General features: G+C 66.8%; 15 protein-coding genes. 5 read left to right on the top strand and 10 right to left on the bottom strand.

Features of this window, described 5'->3' with window-relative positions:
- Positions 1 to 16 precede the first annotated feature (16 nt).
- The 4 genes from GW587_RS13370 (at position 17) to GW587_RS13355 (ending at position 8159) form a co-directional block, all read left to right on the top strand.
- Positions 17 to 1315, top strand: coding sequence for an MFS family transporter (locus tag GW587_RS13370; RefSeq protein WP_166103505.1), 1299 nt, complete (start codon positions 17 to 19; stop codon positions 1313 to 1315).
- A gap of 132 nt (positions 1316 to 1447) precedes the next feature.
- Positions 1448 to 2797, top strand: coding sequence for a glycoside hydrolase family 97 N-terminal domain-containing protein (locus tag GW587_RS13365; RefSeq protein WP_229259432.1), 1350 nt, complete (start codon positions 1448 to 1450; stop codon positions 2795 to 2797).
- A 159-nt stretch (positions 2798 to 2956) separates the two neighbouring features.
- The gene (locus tag GW587_RS13360) at positions 2957 to 5332 is read left to right on the top strand and encodes a glycoside hydrolase family 13 protein (RefSeq protein WP_166103504.1); all 2376 of its coding nucleotides are present in this window, start codon (positions 2957 to 2959) and stop codon (positions 5330 to 5332) included.
- Positions 5333 to 5399: 67 nt separating this feature from the next.
- Positions 5400 to 8159 (top strand): TonB-dependent receptor, encoded by a 2760-nt coding sequence (locus tag GW587_RS13355; RefSeq protein ID WP_166103501.1) that lies wholly within the window; start codon positions 5400 to 5402, stop codon positions 8157 to 8159.
- Positions 8160 to 8168: 9 nt separating this feature from the next.
- On the opposite strand, the gene GW587_RS13350 is transcribed toward GW587_RS13355, so the two are convergent.
- From GW587_RS13350 to GW587_RS13305, 10 genes are all read right to left on the bottom strand, one after another.
- Positions 8169 to 9152, bottom strand: a complete 984-nt coding sequence (locus GW587_RS13350) for a LysR family transcriptional regulator (protein ID WP_166103498.1) — start codon at positions 9150 to 9152, stop codon at positions 8169 to 8171.
- A 90-nt stretch (positions 9153 to 9242) separates the two neighbouring features.
- A complete protein-coding gene (locus GW587_RS13345; protein ID WP_166103495.1) occupies positions 9243 to 10259 on the bottom strand; it encodes a 2-dehydropantoate 2-reductase in 1017 nt (338 codons plus the stop codon).
- Entirely contained in the window at positions 10256 to 11080 is an 825-nt protein-coding gene (locus GW587_RS13340; protein WP_166103492.1) for a M55 family metallopeptidase, read from the bottom strand. The genes GW587_RS13345 and GW587_RS13340 overlap by 4 nt, the downstream gene beginning before the upstream one ends.
- Before the next feature lies 1 nt (position 11081).
- Positions 11082 to 12224, bottom strand: coding sequence for an aminotransferase class I/II-fold pyridoxal phosphate-dependent enzyme (locus tag GW587_RS13335; protein WP_166103488.1), 1143 nt, complete (start codon positions 12222 to 12224; stop codon positions 11082 to 11084).
- A gap of 10 nt (positions 12225 to 12234) precedes the next feature.
- Positions 12235 to 14700, bottom strand: a complete 2466-nt coding sequence (locus tag GW587_RS13330) for a S9 family peptidase (RefSeq protein ID WP_166103486.1) — start codon at positions 14698 to 14700, stop codon at positions 12235 to 12237.
- Complete coding sequence (locus GW587_RS13325; RefSeq protein WP_166103483.1) at positions 14697 to 16244, bottom strand: serine hydrolase; 1548 nt, start codon at positions 16242 to 16244, stop codon at positions 14697 to 14699. The genes GW587_RS13330 and GW587_RS13325 overlap by 4 nt, the downstream gene beginning before the upstream one ends.
- A 20-nt stretch (positions 16245 to 16264) precedes the next feature.
- On the bottom strand, positions 16265 to 17248 hold the full coding sequence (locus GW587_RS13320; protein ID WP_229259431.1) for an N-acetyltransferase DgcN family protein: 984 nt from the start codon (positions 17246 to 17248) through the stop codon (positions 16265 to 16267).
- A gap of 85 nt (positions 17249 to 17333) precedes the next feature.
- Positions 17334 to 18326: a dipeptide epimerase gene (locus tag GW587_RS13315; protein ID WP_166103477.1), complete on the bottom strand. Its 993-nt coding sequence runs from the start codon at positions 18324 to 18326 to the stop codon at positions 17334 to 17336.
- Entirely contained in the window at positions 18323 to 19384 is a 1062-nt protein-coding gene (locus GW587_RS13310) for an amidohydrolase family protein (RefSeq protein ID WP_166103475.1), read from the bottom strand. The genes GW587_RS13315 and GW587_RS13310 overlap by 4 nt, the downstream gene beginning before the upstream one ends.
- 28 nt (positions 19385 to 19412) lie before the next feature.
- A complete protein-coding gene (locus tag GW587_RS13305; protein ID WP_166103472.1) occupies positions 19413 to 21653 on the bottom strand; it encodes a TonB-dependent receptor in 2241 nt (746 codons plus the stop codon).
- A gap of 237 nt (positions 21654 to 21890) precedes the next feature.
- On the opposite strand from GW587_RS13305, the gene GW587_RS13300 reads away from it, so the two are divergent.
- Positions 21891 to 23240 (top strand): MFS transporter, encoded by a 1350-nt coding sequence (locus tag GW587_RS13300; protein ID WP_166103470.1) that lies wholly within the window; start codon positions 21891 to 21893, stop codon positions 23238 to 23240.
- The last annotated feature ends 25 nt before the right edge of the window (positions 23241 to 23265 follow it).

Raw genomic sequence — 23265 nt, 5'->3', positions numbered from 1 at the left:
TTTGTGAAGGAAACCTATGCCCGCCAACGACCAGCCTCATTACAGCGCCGAAGAGAAGCGCAAGCGCATTTTCGCCATCGTCAGCGCGTCTTCCGGCAATCTTGTCGAGTGGTTCGACTTCTACGTCTACTCCTTCGCCTCGATTTACTTCGCCAGCCAGTTCTTCCCTAGCGGCAACTCCACAGCGGAATTCCTGAAGTCGGCGGCGGTGTTCGCGGTCGGTTTCCTGATGCGCCCGATCGGCGGCTGGATGTTCGGCCGCATCGCCGACCGCGTCGGCCGCAAGAAATCGATGGTGGTCTCGGTGCTGATGATGTGCGCCGGCTCGCTGGCGATCGCGGTCCTGCCGACCTACGCCACCATCGGCGTCGCCGCGCCCATCCTGCTGCTGGTCATCCGCATGTTCCAGGGCCTGTCGGTGGGCGGCGAATACGGCACCACCGCCACCTACATGAGCGAAGTCGCACTGCGCGGCCAGCGCGGCTTCTTCTCCTCGTTCCAGTACGTGACGCTGATCGGCGGCCAATTGCTGGCCGTGCTGACGGTGGTGATCCTGGAGCAGTTCCTGACCGAGGCCGACCTGAAGGCCTGGGGCTGGCGCATTCCGTTCGTGGTCGGCGCCATCGCCGCGCTGGTGTCGCTGGTGCTGCGCCGCACGCTGCACGAAACCATCAAGGCCGAGGACACCAACAAGAAGGAAGCCGGCACGCTGGCCGGCATCTTCAAGCACCACCGCGCCGCCTTCCTCACCGTACTGGGCTACACCGCCGGCGGCTCGCTGATCTTCTACACCTTCACCACCTACATGCAGAAATACCTGGTCAATACCGCCGGCATGCCGGCCAAGACCGCCAGCGTGGTGATGACCGGCGCGCTGTTCCTCTACATGTGCATGCAGCCGCTGTTCGGCATGCTGGCCGACCGCATCGGCCGCCGCACCTCGATGATGCTGTTCGGCGCGCTCGGCGCGCTGGCGACCTACCCGATCCTGGAAATCCTGCGCGGTAATCACAGCAGCTATATCGCCTTCGCGCTGATCACCGTGGCCCTGGCCATCGTCAGCCTGTACACCTCGATCAGCGGCCTGGTGAAGGCGGAAATGTTCCCGCCCGAAGTGCGCGCGCTGGGCGTCGGGCTGTCGTATGCGATCGCGAACGCGATCTTCGGCGGCTCGGCGGAATTCGTCGGCCTGTCGCTGAAGAATATCGGGCATGAGAACTGGTTCTTCATCTACGTGACCATCATGATGGCGATCGCCTTCCTGGTCAGCCTGCGCCTGCCGAAGACGCCGTCGTATCTGCATACGGACCACTGACGCCTGAATAATTGCCCGCCGCCGGCCGCCGCCGGCGGGCGCAATCTTCAGAAACGCTTCAGGCGCGGCATTGACCGCGCTCCCGACTTGCTTGACTATCCTCCCCGCCTTTTCACCGAAGCAGGGAGCCGAATGCAAGCGCAAGCCAATAAACACCGCTGGATGTCCACCGCAGGCTGCGTCGCGTTCGGCACCGTCGTCAGCACCGCCAATGTGTGGGCCGATGAAACGCTGGCCACCGCTTCCTCCCCTGGAAAAATCCTCGACGTCGCGCTGCAGGTGGCCGACGATGGCCGCCTGACCTACCAGGTCGGCCGCCACGGCAAAGCGGTGATCGCGCCGTCGCGCCTGGGCTTCTTGCTGGCCAACGGCGACCCGCTCGACGCCGGCTTCACGATCGCGCGCCAGCAAGTCACCATCCACGACGACACCCGCGAACAGCCAGGCGGCGAGCGCCGCTTCGTGCGCGACCATTACACACAGCTGCGCGTCGATGTGCGGCAGAAGGACGCCGCCGGCCGCCGCCTGTCGATCGTGTTCCGCGTGTACGACGACGGCGTCGCTTTCCGCTATGAGTTCGTCAGGCAGGCGCGGATGAAGGCGCTGCATCTCAGTGAGGAGCTGACCCAGTTCGTGGTGGCCGAGCCGGCCGTGGCGTGGTGGCAGCCGGCCGGCGAGGTGCCGGCGCTGGAATACCCGGTGCGGAAAACCGCGCTCGGCGAAGTCGGCATGGCCAACACGCCCTTGACCGTGCGCACCGACCATGGCACCCACATCGCTTTTCACGACGCCGCGCAGGCCGACTATCCGTCGCTGTGGCTGCGCCGCGTCGAGGGGCAGAAGCTGCGCGCACACCTGGCGCCGCCGGCCAGCGGACCGGCGGTGGTGCGCAAAGGCGCATTCAACACGCCCTGGCGCGCCATACAGATCGCCGACGACGCGCCGGGCCTGTATCTGTCCGACCTGGTGCTGAACCTCGGCGAAGCCAGCCAGCCGGCCGCGCGCGGCATGGAGTTCCAGCCGTGCGGCGAACCGCAGGGCGCCGACGGCCACCGCTTCGATCCGACGCCGGCCAGGCGATTGGCCAACGCGGTGGTCGTCTACGCACCGGCGCCGATGCCGGCTGACCCGCATCCGCATGCGTTCAGCAAAGCTATGCCGACCGATTGGGCCGAAACCCGCATGCCGCATGGCGCCATCGGCGCCTACGCCACCGTCGCGCGCAAAGACCGCGCCTCGCAGGACTGGTACGTGGGCGCGATCACCGACGGCTTTGCCCGCGTGCTGCCGCTGCCGCTCGGCTTCCTCGACGCCGGCAAGACCTACCTGGCCGAGATCCATCGCGACGGCGAGCCGGCCGACACTGGCGGCGACGCCCGTTTCGGGCTGGTGACCGAGCGGCGCAAAGTCTCGGCGGCCGATCAACTCACGCTGAAGTTGGCGCCCGGCGGCGGCCAGGCGATCCGCTTCACGCCGGCATGACGGCGCCGCCGCAGAAGCTTTCTTCAGACTTTCTTCATGCAATTTAAAGATTTTCTTCAGGCGCGCCGGATTCATGGCGACGCTGTTGTTTTTAGCGCTAACGGCTCCCGCCGCCGCTCTAGTATTGTCCCGTACCGCCCCGGCCCACAAGGAATTTCAATGCCCGTTACACCCGCACGCAAGCCATCGACGCAGACGAAACGCCTGCTGGCCGCCGCTATCGCCGCCGCCGTGTTGTCGGTCGATGCGTCGGCGGCTTGCAGCGACAGCGCGCCCGGCGCGGCGCCGCTGTTCGTACGCGGCAGCATGAACAACTGGGGCGTGGCGGACGCCTACAAGCTGGCTTGGCGCTGCGACGCCTATTATCTCAACGTCGACCTGGCCGGCACATACGAATTCAAGATCGGCGACGCGGCGTGGTCGGAAAACGCCACCTATGGCGCGTTCACCGAAAAATTCTCCGGCGCGCAAACCATCAAGGTGACGTTTGAAAACGGCAAGCCGCACATCGCGCTCGGCCCGCGCAGCTACGACGATCCCGACACCGCCGCGCCCACCGACCCGGTCGCCCTGAGCCTGGCGCACGACTCGCGCCGGCTGGCCGACAAGGCGCCGTTCGGCGCACTGAAAGCGGGGGGCGGCGTCACCCTGCACTTGAACGCCCTGCCCGGCGTCAGCAAGGTCACGCTGGTGGTCGAGCGCCGCACGCTCGAAGGCAATCAGGAAGTGCTCAGCTATGCGCCGCTAGCGCGCATCGCCATGCAACGGCAGCACGGGCAGAACCTGGATCGCTGGAGCGCACAGTACCGTTTCACCGACATCGGCGTGTACGGCTACTACTTCGAAGTGGAGATCAAAGGCAAGCGCTATCTGTACCAGAACAACGTGCAGCCGCTGTACTGGACCCGCGAACGCGGCGTCAATGGCATCGGCGCGGTGCAGGCGGCGATGCCCGGCCAGACCATCCGTCCATTCCGCCAGACCGTGTATGCGCCCGACTTCAAGGTGCCGGCATGGGCCAGCGACGCGGTGTACTACTACATCTTCCCCGAACGCTTCCGCAACGGCGATCGCGGCAACGATCCGCAGCCCGGCGTGACCCGCTATCACAACCAGGGCATCGAATTGCACGGCAACTGGCTGGACCGCCCATCCCGCCCGCGCAGCGGCGACGGCTCCGACAAGCTGGACAACAACGACTTCTTCGGCGGCGACCTGCAAGGCGTGATCGACAAGCTCGATTACATCCGCGAGCTGGGCGCCAACACCATCTACATGACGCCGTTATTCCAGGCCGCCAGCAACCACAAGTACGACACCGCCGATTTCCGCAACATCGACCCGCACTTCGGCAGCAACGCCGACTACACCCGCCTGACCGAGGAAGCCGGCAAGCGCGGCATCCGCGTGATCGCCGACGCGTCGTTCAACCACACCGGCAGCGACTCGCTGTACTTCGACCGCTACGCCAACTACAACGGCCAGGGCGCCTTCCGCGGCGAGCGCATCGACCCGGCCTCGCCCTACGCCGACTGGTATGTGTTCGACGCCAAACAGAGCGATCCGAACCGCCGCTACAAAGGCTGGGGCGGCACGGTCGACCTGCCGGAATTGAACAAGGCCTCGCCGTCCTACCGCCAGTTCGCCTACGGCGCGCCGGATTCGATCACGCGCCTGTGGCTGCGGCGCGGCGCGTCCGGCTGGCGCATGGACGTGGCGCCATGGGTGCCGGACGACTTCTGGCGCGCGTGGCGCAAGGTGGTCAAGGCGGAACGCGGCGACGCGCTGACGATCGCCGAAACCTGGTTCGACTCCTCCAAGTTCCTGCTCGGCGACACCTTCGACTCGACCATGAACTACATCTTCCGCAACGCGGTGCTGGACTACGCCGGCGGCGCCAAGGCCGGCGCGGCTTACGCCAGCATCGAGATGATGCGCGAAGCCTATCCGCCGCAAGCCTTCTACGCGCTGATGAACCTGTTGTCCACGCACGACCAGGCGCGCTCGCTGCACGTGCTGGGAGACCTTGGCGACGGCGCCGATCCGGCCGCCGCCGCGCTGGCGCGCCAGCGGCTGCGGCTGGCGCTGTTCTTCCAGATGACCTTCCCCGGCGCACCGGCGGTGTACTACGGCGACGAAGTGGGCGTGAACGGCGGCGACGATCCGCTCAACCGCGCCACCTACCCGTGGGCCGATCTGGGCGGCAAGCCGGACCTGGCCTTGCTGGCCGACGTCAAGGCGCTGATCGCGATGCGCGCCGCGCATCCGGTGCTGCGCCACGGCGGCATCGACGCCCCGCTGCTGCTGGACGACCACGTGATCGTGCTGGCACGCCGCGACGGCGCCACGCTGGCCATCACCGCCACCAACAACGCTGCCACCGCCGCCACCGTGACGGTACAGCTGCCTGCCGGCGCCCCCGCAGGCCCGTACACCAGCCCGCTCGACGGCAGCACAGTCGTCGCACAGGCGGGCCGCTTGACCCTGCACATACCGGCGTTGTTCGGCACGGTGCTGATCGGCGGCGCCCGGTAAGGCGCCCCCACCCGTGCCGGTACAGCACCGGCACGCTTTACATAACGATGACTCAGGAGACCGCAAGATGAACACCCCGAACCACGCCCGTCCAACCACCCGCCTGCACCCGATCGCCGCCGCCTGCGCCTTGCTGGCCTCGACCTTGTCCGCCGGCGCCTGGGCCCAGGAAGCGGCGCCGGCCAGTCCCGAAGCCGGCGCGCCCGCCATGACCAGCGTGGTGGTGGCCGGCATCCGGCGCGGCATCGAGGATGCGATCTCGGTCAAGAAAAACAACGATTCCATCGTCGAGGCGATTTCCGCCGAAGACATCGGCAAGCTGCCCGACGCCAGCATCGCCGAATCGATCGCCCGCCTGCCCGGCGTGACCGCGCAGCGCACCGCCGGCCGCGCCCAGGCGATCAGCATTCGCGGCATGTCGCCCGATTTCTCCACGGCGCTGCTGAACGGCCGCGAACAGGTGTCGACCGGCGACAGCCGGGGCGTCGAGTTCGACCAATATCCGGCCGAGCTGCTGAGCGGCGTGACCATCTATAAAACCCCCGACGGCGCCCTGGTCGGCCAGGGCCTGGCCGGCACGGCCGACATGCTGACCGTACGCCCGCTGGACTTCGGCAAGCGCACCATCGCCCTCAACGGGCGCAAGACCAGGAGCGGCGTCGGCCTGGAAAAAGAAGGCGACGGCACCCGCTCCAGCGCCTCGTATATCGACCAATTCGCCAACCGCACCATCGGTATCGCGCTCGGCGCGGCGCGCCTCAAGGACAACGGCGCGGCCACCACGCGTTTCTCCTCGTGGGGCTCCGGCACCACCCAATACAACGGCGCCACCGTCAATGTGCCGTACAACGGCGTCGAAGGCTGGACCGCGCAGCAGAACGACAAGCGCGACGGCGCCATGGCGGTGCTGCAGTTCCGCCCGAACCGCGATTTCAACAGCACGCTCGACCTGTTCTATTCGAAGTATGAACACGACGGCCGCCGCCACGGCTGGCAGGCCGGCCTGAACGACTCGTGGATCGCCGCCGACAACCAGCACGAAGCGGCGGGTGTATTGAGCAACGCGGTGCTGAACGGCAGCGATGTCGTCAGCGGCACCTTCAACAACGTCCACGCCATCGTCGCCAACGTCGGCGACAAGGCGACCGAGACCAGCAAGTCGCTGGGCTGGAAAACCACCGCGCGCCTGAGCAACGACTGGACCGGCACCGTCGACCTGAGCTACAACAAGGCGACCCGGGTCGAGAACATCGTCGAATCGTACGCCGGCACCGCCGGCAACGGCGTGGTGGGCGCCTTCGACTCGGTCAACTTCGTGGCCGGCAGCCAGCAGTTCACCACCGGCTTCAACTACGCCGATCCAAAGATCATCCGCCTGACCGACGTCGCCGGCTGGGGCGGCAACGATATCCAGGCCGGCTACATCAAGGATTCGCACGTCGCCGACCAGATCAAGGCGGTGCGCATGTCGGGCAAGCGCGACCTGCCGGACGGCGTGTTCTTCTCCAACATCGACGCCGGCGTCAACCTGTCGGACCGTTCCAAGGAACGCGACTTCCGCGAATACCTCGGCACCATCAAGGGCGGCGGCAGCGACCGTTTCGCGTCGGTCGCGATCCCGAACGCCAGCGTCGGCATGGCCGGCGACACCGGCGTATCGATGCTGGTGTTCGATCCGGTGGCGGCGGCCGCCTCGGTCTACGACTTCAACGAGAAGCGCAATCCGGCCATCTACAACAAGGACTGGGTGGTCAAGGAAAAGGTCGCCACCGCGTACACCAAGCTGAATATCGATAACACTTTGGGCGGCATACCGGTACGCGGCAACGTCGGCCTGCAGTACGTGCGCACCGACCAGAGCTCCGGCGCCGTGTCGGTCGACAGCGACGGCGGCACCAGCGACGCCAACCGCCCGGTCACCAGCATCAGCTCGGGCAAGGTGTATCACGATGTGCTGCCGAGCGCGAACATCGGCTTCGAGTTCGAGCACCAGCAGAACCTGCGCCTGGCGGTATCGAAAGTGATGGCGCGCCCGACCCTGAACGATCTGCGCGCCAGCAACGGCTTCGGCGTCGACACCACCAAGAACGTCTACTCCGGCGGCGGCGGCAACCCGAAGCTGGACCCGTTCCGCGCCAAGGCATTCGACGTCTCGTATGAAAAGTATTTCGACAAGAAGGGCTACCTGGCGGCGGCGGCGTTCTATAAAAAGATCGACAGCTACATCGTCAACCTGACCAACACCAATTTCGACTTCACGCCGTACCTGGGCCAGACCAACATCCCGCTGCCGACCCCGATCGGCGATTTCACCCAGCCGACCAACGGCAGCGGCGGCTACATCAAGGGCGTGGAATTGTCGGCGTCGATTCCGTTGAACCTGGCGGCGAAGTGGTTGGACGGCTTCGGCGTCTACGCCAACTACGCCTACACCACCAGCTCGCTCAACGTGCCGGACACCACCGACGGCGGTTCGGGCAATATGCCGCTGCCGGGCCTGTCGAAGGTGACCGCCGGCCTGACCGTCTACTACGAAGCGCACGGCTTCTCGGCGCGGGTGGCGCAGCGCTACCGCTCCGCGTTCGTCGGCGACATCCAGACCAGCGAAGGCGACCGCCAGGCCACCTACATCAAGGGCGAGAAGATCCTCGACCTGCAACTGGGCTATGAGTTCGGCAGCGGTTGGCTGAAAGGCGCGTCGCTGCTGCTGCAGATGAACAACCTGACCAACGCCGAATTCGTCCGCTACCGCAAGGTGGAGAGCAACATCGTCGAACAGACCAAGTACGGCCGCACCGTGCTGCTGGGTCTGAACTACCGGATGTAAGCGCGCTCGCTACATCAACACATCCGCGTTGAGTAACGATAAAGTCTGCTGCTGCGTCTCCCGCATGGCGTCGCGCCACCAGGTCGCGAACAAACGTGTCCATGGACGCACGTCGCCGGACTGGGCCGAGGAAATCCAATAGGTCTCGCCGGGACTGGGCTGGGCCGCAAGCGCGGACACCAGCTCGCCCCGGCTCAGCATGCGATGCACGATCACCGCCCGCCCCATCGCCACCCCCTGGTTGGAGGCGGCGGCCTGATACGCCAGCTGGGCCAGATTGAAGTGACGCGATCTGGCCTGCTGCGGCGGCCAATCCAGCCCGCTGGACAAGCGCCAGGCTTCCCATTCCGTCGGCGATGCGCCGCTCATCCCCCATGGCATGTCATCGTGCAGCAGCACCGGAGCGCTGGCGGCCTCGGTCTCCAGCGAAGCGCGGTAACTCCGGGAACACACCGGAAACGCCCATTCCTGAACCGACGCCAGCTCCTGCAGTTCGGCCGGCGGCGACGGCTGGTAGGTGATCACCAGGTCGATGCCCTCCGCCTGCATCCGCTTGCTGGTGGCCGACAGCATCTCCGATCGGACGAACACTTCGATGCCCGGATGCAGACGATAAAACTCCTCCAGCTTGGGCACCAGCCATTCGATCGCCAGCGACGGTTTGCAACTGATGACGATGGTTCTGTGTTCGGGCCGCCGGATGTCGTCGAGCGCATCGGTGAGCAGAAACGATACCTGGTTCAGCGCGTTCGACAGCGCCGCGCCGGCCTCGGTCAGCACCAGGCCGTTTTTTTCGCGGACCAGTAACTGCGTGCTGAGTCGGGACTCCAGACGCAACACCCGCTGGCTGACCGCGCTTTGCGTGACGTTCAACTGCTCCGCCGCGCCGGTGATGGATTCCGCGCTGGCCACTTCGCGAAACACCCAAAGGTCCGACAGCATTTGCGTATCGATTTTCTGGGGGGCGCTGTCATCTTCAGGCCGCTGCGCCATGTGCTTGCTCCATTGTTAAAAAGATTGGCAAGACCACAACCGCCTCGCTACCGGAAGAGTGTACAACAGTTGATGAGGTCTGAACGCTGTTCACGGCCGCTCGTTCAACAGCCGCCAAAGGCGTGCGCCGTCGATCGACATCCGCGACGCATCGCCTTCGGCGGCGTGCACCAGCGCCGTGATGCGCGCACTGGCCGGCGCCTCGCGGCCCAGCGACGCGGCAAGCGTCACCACTTCGCCGCAGAGGAAGTCGATCTCGGTGGGCTTGCCAGCCTGGAGATCGTCCCACATCGACGAGCGCGCCGCCGGATCGATGCGCAACATCTGCCCCGCCACCGCGCGAAACGCCCAATCCGGAAGATTCAACAGCGCCGGCAGCCATGCCGGTTTGACCTTGCCGATCCGCGCCGGCTGGATGCCGGCGGCGCGCAACACCTGCAACGCTTCGCCGATCAACAGCGCCAGGCAGCGGCGGTAGTCGCGCTGCCCCAACTCGCTCGCCAGCGGCACGCCGGAGAGCGCGTTGATCGGATTATTCAGATTGAGCAGCAGCTTGCCCCACTGTACCTGCGCGAAGTCCGCCCGTTCGCGCAGCGGCAAACCGGCGGCGGCAAACAGCGGCAGCCACGGCGCCAACAGCGGCGACGCCTGCACCATGATTTCCCCTTCCGTGGCGCGGTGCAGTCGGCCGCCGGGCAGATGGGCGACGTTGAACGGCACCATGCCGCCCAGCACCGTCATCAAAGGGTTCACTTCTGCGATCGTGCGGGCGTTGCCAATGCCGTTTTGCAGACTGACCACCAGCGCCGAAGGCCGGGCAAATGCCCTCACCGCTTCGGTCGCCTGCCGGGTCGCGCCGCTCTTGACGCAAACCAGGACCAGATCCGCGTCCGACATGGCGGCCGGCTCAACACGGAACGCGAGCGCCGCCGGCTCAAGCCGCAGCCGGCGCTGGTGCATGTCCGACAGCGTCAACCCCTCCGCCGCCACCCGTTGCCGCATGCGCTCGCTGCCGATGAACACCACCTCGGCGCCGGCCTGCCGCAGCCAGGCGCCGACATAGCAACCGATCGCGCCGCTGCCGAAGATCGCGATGCGCTGTTTCATTCGATCGCCTTGCGGATACTGGTCAGGAACATTAGGAAGCGCGAGATGCCGATCATGTCGTCGGCGCGGTAGCGGATGGTATATGCGTCGAGCCGCTCGATGCCGTTGACCAGGGCCAGCCACTCCGCCATCAAACGGGTACGCAGGCGGATCTCCAGCGTCACCGGTCCGCTCATCGCGTACGGCGCCACCTGGCCGATGCGTCCGATGGCGTCGCGCACGCCGGCGCGCAGGCGCCGTTCCGCCTCTTGCGGCGGCGGCACCATCGCCGACAGCCAGCCGGTGCTGGTCTTCAGCGTCGCGCTGGCGATGTCGCCCAGCAGCGCGGTCGCCTCGGCCACCGCCACGTCGTCGCCCGCCAGCATCAGCACCGGCACGCCGAAATGGCCGGCGATCGCGGCGCTGATGCCCGCCTCCGGCACCACCACGCCGTTGAGGCGGACTTCGTGGAAGAATTCACCGCTCATCGTGTGCGACAAGGTGCCGGCCGGATTGCTGCCGCCGGCGTGGTAGCCGATCAGCAGCGCACCATCGTAGCGCCCCACCTCGATACCCTGCATCATGCCGAGCGGCCGAGGCCAGGAGCGCACCAGCTCCACATAATCGGGCATCAGCTCGGCGCGGATATTCTGGCCGGTGCCGTGCGAGTCGCTGACCACGATCGCCTCGGCGCCCAGCTCGCGCGCCGTGTCGCAGGCGGCCAGCACCGCCGCCGTCATCCAGTCGCGCGCGCTCTCGAATTCGAATTTTCCCGGCGCCAGTTGATCGCGCGAGACCACGGCGGCGATGCCTTCAATATCGGCTGAAATATACAGACGCATCTCACGCCCTCCTTGGCTGCGCGGCGAACCAGGGCTGCAGGCGGCCGATCGCGTCGATGATCTCCGCGGTCGACACGGCAAAGCTGAAGCGCACGAAACGGCCGCCGTCGACCGGATCGAAATCGATGCCGGGCGCGGTGGCGACGCCAGTGTCGTTCAACAAGCGCTGGCAAAAGGCCAGGCTGTCGTCGGTCAGGTGGCCGACATTGGCGTAGATGTAGAACGCCCCATCGGGCGGCGCGATGGCGTCCAGCCCAAGGCCCGGCAGCGCGGCTAGCAGCAGGCGGCGGTTCTCGCGGTAGACCTCCAGATGGCCGGCCAGTTCATCCGGCGCGTCGAAGGCCGCCAGGGCGGCGTGCTGGCTGAGCGACGGCGCCGTCAGGAACAGGTTGCCGCAATAGGCCCAGGCCCGTTCGACATGATCCGCCGGCGCCAGCAGCCAGCCCAGGCGCCAGCCCGCCATGCTGAAATACTTCGAGAAGCTGCTGACCACCAAAGCGTCGGGCGCGTAGGCGAGCATGGTTTGCGCCGGTTCGATATAGCTCAGGCCATGGTAGATTTCGTCGGAGATGATACGGATGTCGCGCGCGCGGCAAACATCGGCGATCGCCGCCAGTTCGCCGGCGGCGATGATGGTGCCGGTCGGATTAGCTGGACTGGCGATGATCACCCCGGCCGGCGCCGGCTCCAGCACCGCCAGCGCGGCGGCCGTCAGCTGGTAGCCGGTGTCCGGGCCGCAGGCGATTTCCACCGGTTCCAGATGCAGCGCCTTGAGCGTATTACGATAGGCCACATAACCCGGCCTGGCCAGCGCCACCCGCTGGCCGGGAGAGAACATCGAACTCAATGCCAGCACCAGCGCCGGCGAGGCGCCGCAAGTGAGGATGAAGCGCGCCGGATCGATCGCGATCTCGTAACGCTCCTGATAATGCTGCGCCAGGCGCGCTTTGAGCGGCGTGCTGTCCCAGTAGCCCATCGGGTCGGCGTCCAGCACCTGATGCGCGCGGGCGATGGCGGTGCTCGGCGCGCCGGTGGACGGTTGGCCGAATTCCATGTGGATGATGGAACGCCCCTGCGCCTTCAGCGCGTGGGCCTGGCGGCTGACGGCGATGGCATGGAAGGGTTCGAGTTGTGCTGGTTTCATGCAGGTTCCTCTAAGTGTGATTCTGTTGCGGATCGACCGCGCCGCCCGGCGCCAGCTTGGCGCCGAACCAGGCCACGGTCGCTTCAAAGAAGTGCAGCCACGATGCGTGCCGAAGCAGGTCGTGCGATTCGCCGGACAACAGGATTGTCTCGCATTCGGCGCCTCCGGTGGCGCGCAGCGTACGTTCCAGCGCCAAGGTCTGTTCAACCGGGACCACGAGATCGGCGTCGGCGTGCACCAGCAACACCGGCGAGCGCCATTGTTCGATGGCGGCCAACGGCGATGACGCCGCCGCCGTCCGCCGCAGCGACTCCGGCACGCCGGCGCCGCTGAACGCGGGGCTCCAGTCGAACACGCCGGCGCAATCGACGCCGGCCGCGAACAGCGCCGAGTCGCGCGCCAGCGCCAGCGCGGTGAGCAAGCCGCCATAGCTCATGCCGTAGATCCCGATGCGCGCGGGGTCGATGTCGCCGCGCCTGCGCAGGAACTGCACCGCCGCCTCGACGTCCTGGTATTCGCTGGCGCCGCCGGCGCCGAACGCCGGCGGTTCGCGGAACGCCAGGCCGTAGCCGGTGCCGCCGCGGTAATTCACCGACAGCACCAGGTAGCCGCGACTGGCCAGATATTGGTTCAGCGCGTACTGCTTGCTATAGACTTCGGTCGGATGCCAGGCCGGCAGCATCTGCCGCGCCGGGCCGCCGTGGCAATGGATGATCGCCGGGTGACGCGAGCCGTCGGCCAACGGCGGCGGCAGGAAAATCTGTGCGTGGATGGCCAGGCCGTCCAGCGACGCGAAGGCCACCGATTGCGGCTCGACCAGCCGCGCCGCCGGGAAGCGCGCAGGCAAACCGGCATCGTCAAGATCGCGGCCGCTGCCGATCACCACGGGCCGCAGCGGCGTGCGTCCGTCCGATTGTAACGCGACGATCACGCCGTTCGCCAGCGACGGCAAGTCGGTCATGGCGTCGCCGGGGCTGAGCGCCGACAAGCGGCCGCCGGGCAGCTCGCAGCGCCACAGACGGCGACCGTCGCGCCGGTCGCGGTTGGCGACGCAGACCACGCCGCCGGCCAGCGCATCTTCCTGCATCGCGAACACTTCGCCGGGGCCGGGGGTCAGGTCGATGGCGGCGGCATCGGTGCTGGGTTCGGCGGTGACCGCGTACAAATGCAGCCAGCCGTCGCCTTCCCAGGGAAAGACCAGACGTCCGCAACGGGTCCACAACAGTTGCGGACCGCTGGCCAGCGGCGCGAACACACTGCCGTCGCCGTCGGCCGCGCGCCAGGCGCAGCGCACCGCGCCGCTGGCCACGTCGGCGGTCCAGATCGACCAGGGTTTGCCGCTGGGGCGGGCCGTATAGGTCGGTGCGGGGTCATCGGCCAATCGGATGAAGGCGAGCGCGTGGCTGTCGGGCGACCACACCGGCGCCATGTCGTGTTGCGCCCCGGGCGCCAGCCAGCGCACCGCCATGCTGGCGATATCCAGGATGCCCACCATCGCATGGTCGCCGCGCGCGCTGACAAAGGCCAGCCGCGCACCATCGGGCGACCAGGTCAGCGAAGTGCAGTGGCCCGGCTGCCGCACCCAGCACGAAGCAGAGCCCTGATCCGCCAGCCGCAGCCCCCAGACCTGGCCGTCGCGCACATAGGCCAGCAGATCGCCGCGCGGCGACGGCGCCGGCGAATGCCCCGCCGCCAGCAGCGCCGGCGCCACCGCGCCCCCAGCCTCCATCGACGACGATGCCACCCGCCCGAACGCCAGCGGCGACGGCAACGGCAACGGCGCCAGCGGATGTCCCACGGCTGAAGACGATGGCATCCGCCCGAACGCCAGCGGCAACGGCAACGGCGCCAGCGGATGCTCCATGGCCGGCGGCGGTGGCACCTGCCCGAACGCCAACGGCGACGGCAACGGCGCCAGCGGATGCCCCGTGACCGGCGGCGGTGGCAGCCGCCCGAACGCCAGCGGCGACGGCAACGGCGTCAGCGGATGCTCCATGGCCGGCGGCGGTGGCACCTGCCCGAACGCCAACGGCGACGGCAACGGCGCCAGCGGATGCCCCGTGACCGGCGGCGGTGGCAGCCGCCCGAACGCCAGCGGCGACGGCAGCGGATGCCCCTTTGCCGGTGGTGGTGGCGCCGCTTGCGCCATGCTGGCCAGCCAGATGCGCGGTGCCGCCTGCGCGCCGGCCAGGCCGTCCGGGTCCGGCGGGATGCTGTCGTCGAGGCAGGCGCCGCGCGTGTAGATCACCGCATCGCCCCCCGCGCTCCAGCACAGCTGGCCTATGGTGACGCCGTCATCTCCGGTGTAAGCCGTCAGCGCGCGCGCCGGCCCCGCCGCAATGGTCGGCGCCACCCAGACGTTGCGGCAACCGCCGTCGTTCCACACCCAAGCCGCATACTCGCCGTTCGGAGCGACCAGCAACTCAGAAGGAAACGGCGCCGCCAACACCTCTGCGAGCGAAAAACCGGCCGTCATCGCGCCCCTCCCGCCACAACGGCAACAGGCATCAACAACAAATCGTGGTAATCGAAACTGAAATCGGCCAGCGGCGACAAGGCCCGCAACGTGACGTGACTGACCGCGCCCTCGGCGAGATGAAACTGCACCACCGCATCCTCCGCCGCACCGCGCGCGAAGCGGGTGCGGAAGCAATCCGTGCCAAACGATTCAAGCCGGCCCCGCAGCGCCGACGTTCGGCTGAACGCAATACTGAGACCACCCTCATCACAGCCGACCTCCACCTCGCCATACCAGGCATCGCGATAGCGGCCGGCATAGCTTGAAAGCGGCAAGCCGGGACCGCCCACCGGCGCGACAAAGTCGCCCTGCCCCACCAACGCGAACACCTGCGCCTGCGCCGATGCGATCGCGTTGCGGCTGGCGTCAAGCCAATCATGGCACGGCACATTCAACAGATAGTCCAACAAAGCATAACGCAAGCCGGACAGCGGCTCGGCATCGCCGCTATTGCTCAGCAAAGCGAAGCCGATGCCCTGCTCCGGCAGCAAGGTGACGCGGCTGGTCTGCCCGGCCAGCGCGCCGCCATGCGTGATCATGCGGCGACCGCGATAATCGCTGACGCCCCATCCCAGCGCATATGCCTGCAACACCGAACGCTGCGGCTGCCCGGCTGTCGGACCCGGACCGCAGGAGATCAGCGTGCGCGGCGCCCACATTTGGTCGGCCTGAGCCTCGCTCCACAAACGCCGGCCGTCGGCCAGCGCACCGCGTCCCAGCTGCACCTGAAGCCACGACAACAGCGCGGCGGCGCCGCAGTTGATGCCGCCGGCCGGCCCGATCAGCGCCGACTCGTCCGGCGTCACCAACTCCAGCGCCCCCATGCCGATGATCGGCGGCCCCAGTCGCGCATGCCGGCCAGCCCGATTGGCGCCGGTGACCAGCGTCGGATTGGCCACCGCGCCCGCCATGCCCAGCGGCGCGAACACGCGTTGCGCAACGAAGTCGTCCCAACTCAGTCCCGCCACGCGCTCCAGCAGCATGCCCGCCACCAGATACAGGCAATTGTCGTAGGCATAGCCGCTGCGGAAGCGCGCCCCCAGCGGAAAGTGGCGCAAGGCCGCCAGGATCTCCTCCAGCCGATGGTCGCTGCGCGGAAACTGCATCAGATCGGCCGCCCCCAGCGGCAGCCCGCTGTTGTGGAGCAACAGATCTCGCACCGTCATCATCTCGCTGGCGGCAGGATCGTGCAATTCGAATTCCGGCAAATGGCGCCGCACCGGATCCTCCCAGGCCAGCTTGCCGTCGTCGACCAGCATCGCCAGGCAGGCCGCCAGAAAGGCTTTGCTGGTCGAGGCGATCGCGAACGAGGTTTCCACATCGACCAGCGCCGGCCGGCCCAACTCGCGCACACCGTAGCCACGCACGTAGGCCCGCCCGTTCGGCCCCGCCACCGCCAGCGCCACGCCGGGCAACTCAAACGCCTGCATGAAGCGCCCGACGATCGCATCGAACCCGCTGCTGTCGAAGGGTGGCGGGTCCGGCTGATGGCCTGCTGTCATGGATGCTCTCCTGTTCAAGTTCAAGCCATCGCCAGGCAGGCGTCGACCACCGCGGCAAATTCGACCGGATGGCGCAACGGATCGGCGCACGGAATGCCCAGCTCCTCGCGCACGGCATGAATCGCGGCCAGCGCCTCCGCATCCGAGAGCTGCGAAGTATTCAGGCTGACGGCCGCCACCCTGACCGCCGGATTGACGCGGCGCGCCAGCGCCAGGTGCAGCTCGATGGCTTCCTTCAAAGATGGCACCGGATAATCCGGCAGGCCCAGCATGTGGGTGCGCCCCGCCTCATGGCACAGCACCAGTACATCCGGCTGGCTGCCGTGCAGCAGGCCAAGCGATACGCCGGCGAACGAAGGATGGAACAGCGAACCCTGTCCTTCAATGATATCCCAATGCGCGCCGTCGGCGGCCGGGCTGAGTAGCTCGGCGGCGCCGGCCACGAAGTCCGACACCACCGCGTCGATCGGGATGCCCGCGCCGGCGATCATGATCCCGGTCTGGCCGGTGGCGCGGAAGCTGACCGCGACGTCACGCGCCTGCAAGGCGGTGGTCAGCGCCAGCGCGGTATATTTTTTCCCCAGCGCGCAGTCCGTGCCCACCGTCAGCAGACGGCGGCCGCTCCGTTTGTTGCCTTTGCCGATGGGCAGATTCTTCGGTGGCGTCCGCACATCGTACAGCCGCCGGCCGCAGCGCGCCGCCGCCTCGACCAGAACCGGTGTGTCGGCCATGCGGGTATGCATGCCGCTGATCAGATCCAGTCCGGCTTCAAGCGCCTCGACCAGGGCCGGCAGCCAGTGCGGCATGATCGCGCCGCCGACGGCCGCCACGCCGATCAACAAGGCGCGCGCCCCTTCGGCGTAGGCCTGTCGCGGCGCCAGCTCGGGCAGGCCGGTGAAGACGCTGCCACCCGGCAGGTGCCATTCGCCGACGCAGCGCTCGGGCGCCCAGTCCTTCAGACCCAGCGCGGTCTTGGCGAAACCGGCCTCGGTGGCGTCACCCATGAACAACAAATAAGGTTGCGGGAGTTCGTAAGCATTCATATAGTCATAGATCCATTGATTGAGGATGGTGTGCTGCGTGATGCGATCAATTGCCAGCGTCGCCCCAGACTTGTTCCGGGCAGACGATATGGCCATCTTCGTAGTGGATCGCCGGCTGGCGGTCGCGCGCCAGAAACATCGGGCCGTCCAGATCGACGAAATCGCACAACTGGCCAAGCACATAGCCCGGCGCGGCCGACAGCGAAGTACCGACCATATTGCCCACCATGACCTTCATGCCGGCTTCCTTGATCAGCGCGACCATGGCCAGCGCTTCCGTCAGGCCGCCACACTTGTCCAGTTTGATGTTGATGACGTCCACCCGGCCGCGCATGGCCTCGATGTCGTGGCGGTCCTGCACGCTCTCGTCGGCGGCCAGCAGGATGGGCGACCCGAGGCCATCGAGATCGGCTTGGCGCCCGACCGCGAACGGCTGTTCGACCAGCGCCACCTTGGCCTTGACCAGATCCGGCAGCAGCGCGTGATAGCTGTCGGGGGTGAAGCCCTGGTTGGCGTCCACGCCCAGCCAGACGTCGGGACGGGCCTGGCGCACAGCGCGCACCCGTTCGTCGTCGCCGCCGTCGCCCAGCAGCTTGAGCTTGAGCGCGCGGGCCGACACGAACGCGCGCGCCCGCGCCGCCATCGTGGCCGGATCGTCGGCGCCGATGGTGTATGTTGTCAGCAACGGCCGCACCGCGCGCAGCCCGGCCAGTTGCCACACTTGCCGGCCGCTTTGCTTGGCCTCCAGGTCCCACCAGGCGCAATCGAGCGCATTGCGCGCGCCCCCCGACCCGAGCAACGACAAGAGATCCTGTCGGCTGGCGCCTTGCGCGGCCTCGGCGACGGCGGCGATTTGCTCCGTCATCAACGCCATGCTCTCCTGGCGATAATAGACGCCGGCCGCTTCGCCGCGCCCCTGATGCGCGCCCTGGCGCGCGGTGACGACCAGCGCGTCGGAGCCGTCGAAGGTATGGCCGGTGATGTGGAACGGACGGATGAACGGCCAGTGTTCGACCCGGGTGTTGATGCTGATGCTCATGATTGCTCGGTTCCGGTGATGGCCGCTTCGGCGGCCGTGGTCAGGTATGGCGGCAGATACGCCGCGCGGTTGGCGAGGATGACGCGCCACTCCGCCTCGCTCAGCGTCATTTGTTCGGCCTGCATGGCGTTGTGATCGCGCGGCGAACAGATCGTCGGCCAGTCGGACCCCATGACGAAGCGCTGCGGGCCGATGCGCCGCACCAGGGCCACCAGTCGCTTCACCAGCTCGGCGCTGGCGGCGTCGGTGATGTCGTGGACCAGCACCACCGACAGATCGATCACCAGCCGCTCCGTGCCCGGCGCGCCGCGTTCCAACGCCAGCGCGTACAGCGCCAGCGCGGCCAGGGTTTCATCGTCGATGCCGCCGCCGCCGCCGGCGTGGGCGATCTGTACCGGCGCCATACCGGCGTGCGGCAAAATCTGTTCGATGAACTGTGCAGTCTCCGACAAGGGAAACGCGGCGCCGCTGCGGACATGGATGACGATCGCCAGACCGAGATCGCCGGCGGCGGCGAAGACCGCAGCCAGCCGCGTCACGTGCAGCGGCAGCTCGGGCTGGAAGCCGCTGTTGCCGAGATGGAGTTTGACGCCGCGTACGCCATCCTGTCCGGCCCAGTAACGCAATTCATCGAGCGCGCCGTCGGCCACCGGATTAATGCCGATGAAAGCGTGCAGCCGGCCGCCGGACGCCTGCGCGGCCATCACGTTGTACAGGTTTTCCGCCCGCGTCAAGCGCGCCACCGCCGCCGCATCGTCGCGCATGGTGGCGCGCGGCGAGGCGAAGGTGTAGGCCATCGACAGCAGCACGCCCTCTTGTATGCCGGCCTGGTCCAGTTCCGCCAACGCATCGGCGCCGCTGCGCGTGTCGAACAGCGCCGGTGAGAAGATGGCGAAGTCCTCCGGCGCCAGCGCGGCGCGGTGCTTCAGTTCCGCCGAGACCTCGGGGCCCTGGATATGCAGGTGGTGATCCACCGCCGCCGCCGGCAGCGGGCTGTCCGCCGGGCGTTGCCGCTGGTGCTCACCCGGACGGCAATCGGGACCGCAATCTATGCACATGATGATTCCTTCAAAAAGTATGCCGGCATCAGAACTGCGTATCGAATTCGATGCCGATGGTGCGCGGCTGCAGCATCGAGGACTGCAAGGTGCTGGTGACGCCGGTGGCGCCGTTGCCGAGATAGCCGATATTCAGCTGCGGCTTGGCGTTATTAAGGTTCTTGGCGTACACCCGCATGGTCCAGATGCCGCGCGACACATCCGCGTTCAGGTTGAACACCTGGTAGCTGTCCTGGCGATAGCTGTCCGGATTGTTTTCAAAGCTGGAGCGCCGCTTGTCGATCCAGCGGTAGTCCGCGCCCACGTGGCCGCTCCACTCGTCAGACAGATTGAAGTAATAGTCGGCCGAGGTGGACCAGTTCCAGCGCGCGATACCCGGCAACGTATCGCCATCCTTGCCTTTCAGCGTGGGCGCATCCTCGGTCAGCCGCGCCTGGGTATAGGACGAGTTCAGCGCCAGCCGCAGCGTGTTGACCGGCGTGTAGCTGAGGCTGGCCTCGCCGCCACGGCTGGTGGCGGTGCCGGCATTGGCCAGGTAGGCCACACCTTGCGGCGTGCTGTTGTTGATCTGGATATCCTTCCAGCGGATTTCGTACAGCGCGAGGTTGAGATTGAGCTTACGTTCCAGCATTGAGGTCTTCCAGCCCGCCTCGTAGTTGGTCAGACGGTCCGAATCGACCACCGCCGGCACACCCGGCAAGGCCAGGTTCGGGCTGCCGGGCCGGTAGCCGGTGGCGACACGCAAATAGACCATATTGTTTTTATCGATACGATAGCGTGGGCTGACCATCCAGGTCGTCACGTTCTCGGCCGAGGTTCCGCCGCTGCTTTTCAGCCCGGTCAACGCGGCGCCGATGCCGCTGACGGCGTAGCTGTGATCTTGTTCGTTGCGCGCGTAGCGCACGCCGCCGGTGACGTCGAACTGGTCGCTGAGCTTATACGTCAGATCGCCGAACAGCGCGCCTTCGCGGTAGGTGCTCGGCAAGCCCACCACCAGCAGCGGGTCGAGCCCCGGCAAGGCCGCGCCGCTTGCGCTCTTGGCCGTCAACAGCTGCGCGTTCTTGCTGGACTCGTGCGTGTAGAACAGGCCGGTCAGCCATTCGACCTTGCCGCCGGCCTTGGACGCCAGACGGAATTCCTGGGTGGCCTTTTTCAGGTTCAGGTCCAGATACAATCCCGACCGACCGTTGGCGTAGCCGTATGCGGCGAACACCGGGCCGTAGACCACGGTGTCGTCCTTGGTGGTCTGACTGGCGCTGGCGGAATAACCGGTGGCGGAGGTGAAGTCGGCCCAGTGCAAGTCCCAGTTGACGGTGGCCGCATAAAAATTGAGGCGGTTGCGGAACGGCTCCGCGATCACGGTGCCGGTGCCGCGTTCCCCGTACAGCGGCTGCTGGGTGCGGGGATCGAGCAGGATCACGCCCAGATCGTCGGCGTCGACGTTCTGGTGCAGCGCCGACAATTTGAGCTGCACATCCGCGTTCGGCTTCCACGACAGCGCCACGCGGCCGCTTTGCTGCGTGACGTCGTTGATGCCGTTTTTACCGGTGACCAGATTATCGATGTAACCTGGAGTACGGTTTTGCGATAGCGAGGCGGTCATCGCCAGCTCATCCTTGATCAGCGGTATGTTGACGCTGGCGCGGCCGGTCCAACCGGTGCCGGAGGCGCCGTCGATATGCGCGAAGCCGCCGCCAACGCGTCCGGAGAAGGTATTCATGTCCGGCTCGCGCATTACATATTTGAGCAAGCCACCCATCGAACCGGCGCCGTACAGGGTGCCTTGCGGCCCGCGCAACACTTCGATGCGTTCCAGGTCGTAGGGCAGCAGGTCGAGCTGATAGCGGCTGGCGGCGGCGAAACTGGAGCTCGATCCGAGCGGCGTGTCGTCGATGTAGGTGCCGATCACCGAGCCGACATCCAGCGAGGAAATGCCGCGCATCGAGATCGCGGTGCGTCCCGGCGCCCCACCGTTCTCGATCTGCACGCCCGGCAGCGAACCGGCCAGGTCGGCCAGCGAGTTGACATGCTGATTCTCCAGCTGCTGGCTACCCACCACGCTGAGCGAGGCCGAGACATCACGCGCATTTTCAGTGCGCTTCTGTGCCGTGACCGTCACCACCTCGATGGTGGTGGCGTCCTGCTTCTTTACCGAGCCGGCTGGGCCGCTGGCCTCGTCGGCGATGGCGCCGTGCGACCAGAGCGCAAGCGCCGCCGTGGTGGCGGTGGCCAGCAAGGGACGGCGAAAAATGGTGCGAGCTGTACTCATCGTGTTATTCCCCGGTAGTGTTGGAAGCGGCCGGCATGGCCTTCCTGGTTATCAATCTGCTTGGATCGCTAATCAGACTATCGGGAAACAAGCATGATCTCAAATCACCATTTCTAATGCCGCCATAAGTGTTGCAACTTATGGCGGCATTAGATATGGCAATTCGCTTTCGCCCGACCCCCATGTTAATTTTCCGTAACGGAATCGCCGTTGGGATTGTTACGGGAGTGGCACGCAATGAACAAAATAAAGATCGTCGGCTGGCGGCGCGTCGGCTATGCGCTATGCAACGTCGGCATGGGAATCGGCGCGGTGCCGACCAATGTGCTGCTGCTGTACTACCTGACCGAAGTGGTCGGGCTGCATGCCGGTCTGGCCGGCCTGGTGGTCGCGCTGCCCAAGCTGTGGGACGCGCTGGTCGATCCGATGTTCGGCGGCTGGGTCGATCAGCTGGCCATGCGCACCGGGCGTCGCGGCCCGGTCACCTTGGTCGCCTGCGGCGGCTACGTCGCGACGCTCATCTTGGTGTTCTCACTGCCGATCATCGCCTCGCCGTCGCAGTACGCGGTGGTGGCGACGCTGTTGTTGATCGCCTTCTCGACATCGCAGACCGCGATCAGTGTGATGCAATTCGCCCGCGCCTCGGAGATGAGCACGACGCCGCTTGAACTGAGCAGCCTGCTGTCGCTGTCCACCGTGGCGGCGCAAGTGCTGTCCGTGATCTGCTCCATCCTGGCACCGATGCTGGTGGTCTGGGCCGGCGGCGGCGCCACCGGCTACGCCGGCATGGCTGCGCAGCTGGGCGCGCTGGTGGCGATCGCCATCCTGATCTTTGTGTTTTCCACCCGCGACGTCCCGGTGCGCGCCACCGCGCCGGACGCCGCCGCGCTGTCGCTGACCGCCTCGCTGCGCGCCACCTCCGACAATCGCTCGTTCTTTTACCTGATCGCCTTCGTCGCCTGCACCAACGCCGGCGCCGCCGTGATCTTCGGCTTCCTGCCGTTCGCCAACCGCTATGTGCTGGGCGGCGACAACGGCAGCCTGGCGGTGCTGGAGGGCGTGCTGGGCATCTCGGTGCTGGTCGGCATGTTGTTCGCGCCCGGCTTCGTCAAGCGCTTCGACATCATCGCGTCCATGCGTAAATGCAACGTCGTGGTCGGCGGCATGATGGCGCTGTTGTTCGTCGCCAGCTTCGGACCGCTGTGGGGCACCTGGCTGGTGATCGCCGGCGTCGGACTGGCATCGGGCGTGATCGGCGTGTTGGTCCAGACTGCGACCCTGAGTTCCACCCGCACGCCGCTCAAGGGTGGCGTGGTGGTGGCGATCGGCTTCTACCTTGGCATCATGCTAGCCGGCATGAAGATCGGCAACTCCGCCGGCAGTTTCGCCTCCGGCCAATTGTTGGCGCTGATCGGATTCATCCCCGGCGGCGCAACGCAAGCGGACGCCACGCTGGTCTGGCTGCGCGCCGGCTATACCCTGCTGCCGCTGATGTTCGTGATCGCGGCCGGCTTGTTCCTGACACGGGTCTGGCTGCCGAAAGAGCAAGCCGCATCCGCACCGACGCTCGCCGCCGGCGCGGCCTGATTCCAACACATCATCCAGGAGAACC

The sequence above is a fragment of the Duganella aceris genome (genome assembly GCF_011090165.1).
Taxonomy (GTDB): domain Bacteria; phylum Pseudomonadota; class Gammaproteobacteria; order Burkholderiales; family Burkholderiaceae_D; genus Rugamonas; species Rugamonas aceris.
This window is presented reverse-complemented; position numbering and strand designations above follow the sequence as displayed.

Coding starts and splice junctions, on each gene's coding strand:
- GW587_RS13370 (WP_166103505.1), top strand. CDS start 17: ATGCCCGCCAACGACCAGCCTCATTACAGCGCCGAAGAGAAGCGCAAG.
- GW587_RS13365 (WP_229259432.1), top strand. CDS start 1,448: ATGCAAGCGCAAGCCAATAAACACCGCTGGATGTCCACCGCAGGCTGC.
- GW587_RS13360 (WP_166103504.1), top strand. CDS start 2,957: ATGCCCGTTACACCCGCACGCAAGCCATCGACGCAGACGAAACGCCTG.
- GW587_RS13355 (WP_166103501.1), top strand. CDS start 5,400: ATGAACACCCCGAACCACGCCCGTCCAACCACCCGCCTGCACCCGATC.
- GW587_RS13350 (WP_166103498.1), bottom strand. CDS start 9,152: ATGGCGCAGCGGCCTGAAGATGACAGCGCCCCCCAGAAAATCGATACG.
- GW587_RS13345 (WP_166103495.1), bottom strand. CDS start 10,259: ATGAAACAGCGCATCGCGATCTTCGGCAGCGGCGCGATCGGTTGCTAT.
- GW587_RS13340 (WP_166103492.1), bottom strand. CDS start 11,080: ATGCGTCTGTATATTTCAGCCGATATTGAAGGCATCGCCGCCGTGGTC.
- GW587_RS13335 (WP_166103488.1), bottom strand. CDS start 12,224: ATGAAACCAGCACAACTCGAACCCTTCCATGCCATCGCCGTCAGCCGC.
- GW587_RS13330 (WP_166103486.1), bottom strand. CDS start 14,700: ATGACGGCCGGTTTTTCGCTCGCAGAGGTGTTGGCGGCGCCGTTTCCT.
- GW587_RS13325 (WP_166103483.1), bottom strand. CDS start 16,244: ATGACAGCAGGCCATCAGCCGGACCCGCCACCCTTCGACAGCAGCGGG.
- GW587_RS13320 (WP_229259431.1), bottom strand. CDS start 17,248: ATGGGTGACGCCACCGAGGCCGGTTTCGCCAAGACCGCGCTGGGTCTG.
- GW587_RS13315 (WP_166103477.1), bottom strand. CDS start 18,326: ATGAGCATCAGCATCAACACCCGGGTCGAACACTGGCCGTTCATCCGT.
- GW587_RS13310 (WP_166103475.1), bottom strand. CDS start 19,384: ATGTGCATAGATTGCGGTCCCGATTGCCGTCCGGGTGAGCACCAGCGG.
- GW587_RS13305 (WP_166103472.1), bottom strand. CDS start 21,653: ATGAGTACAGCTCGCACCATTTTTCGCCGTCCCTTGCTGGCCACCGCC.
- GW587_RS13300 (WP_166103470.1), top strand. CDS start 21,891: ATGAACAAAATAAAGATCGTCGGCTGGCGGCGCGTCGGCTATGCGCTA.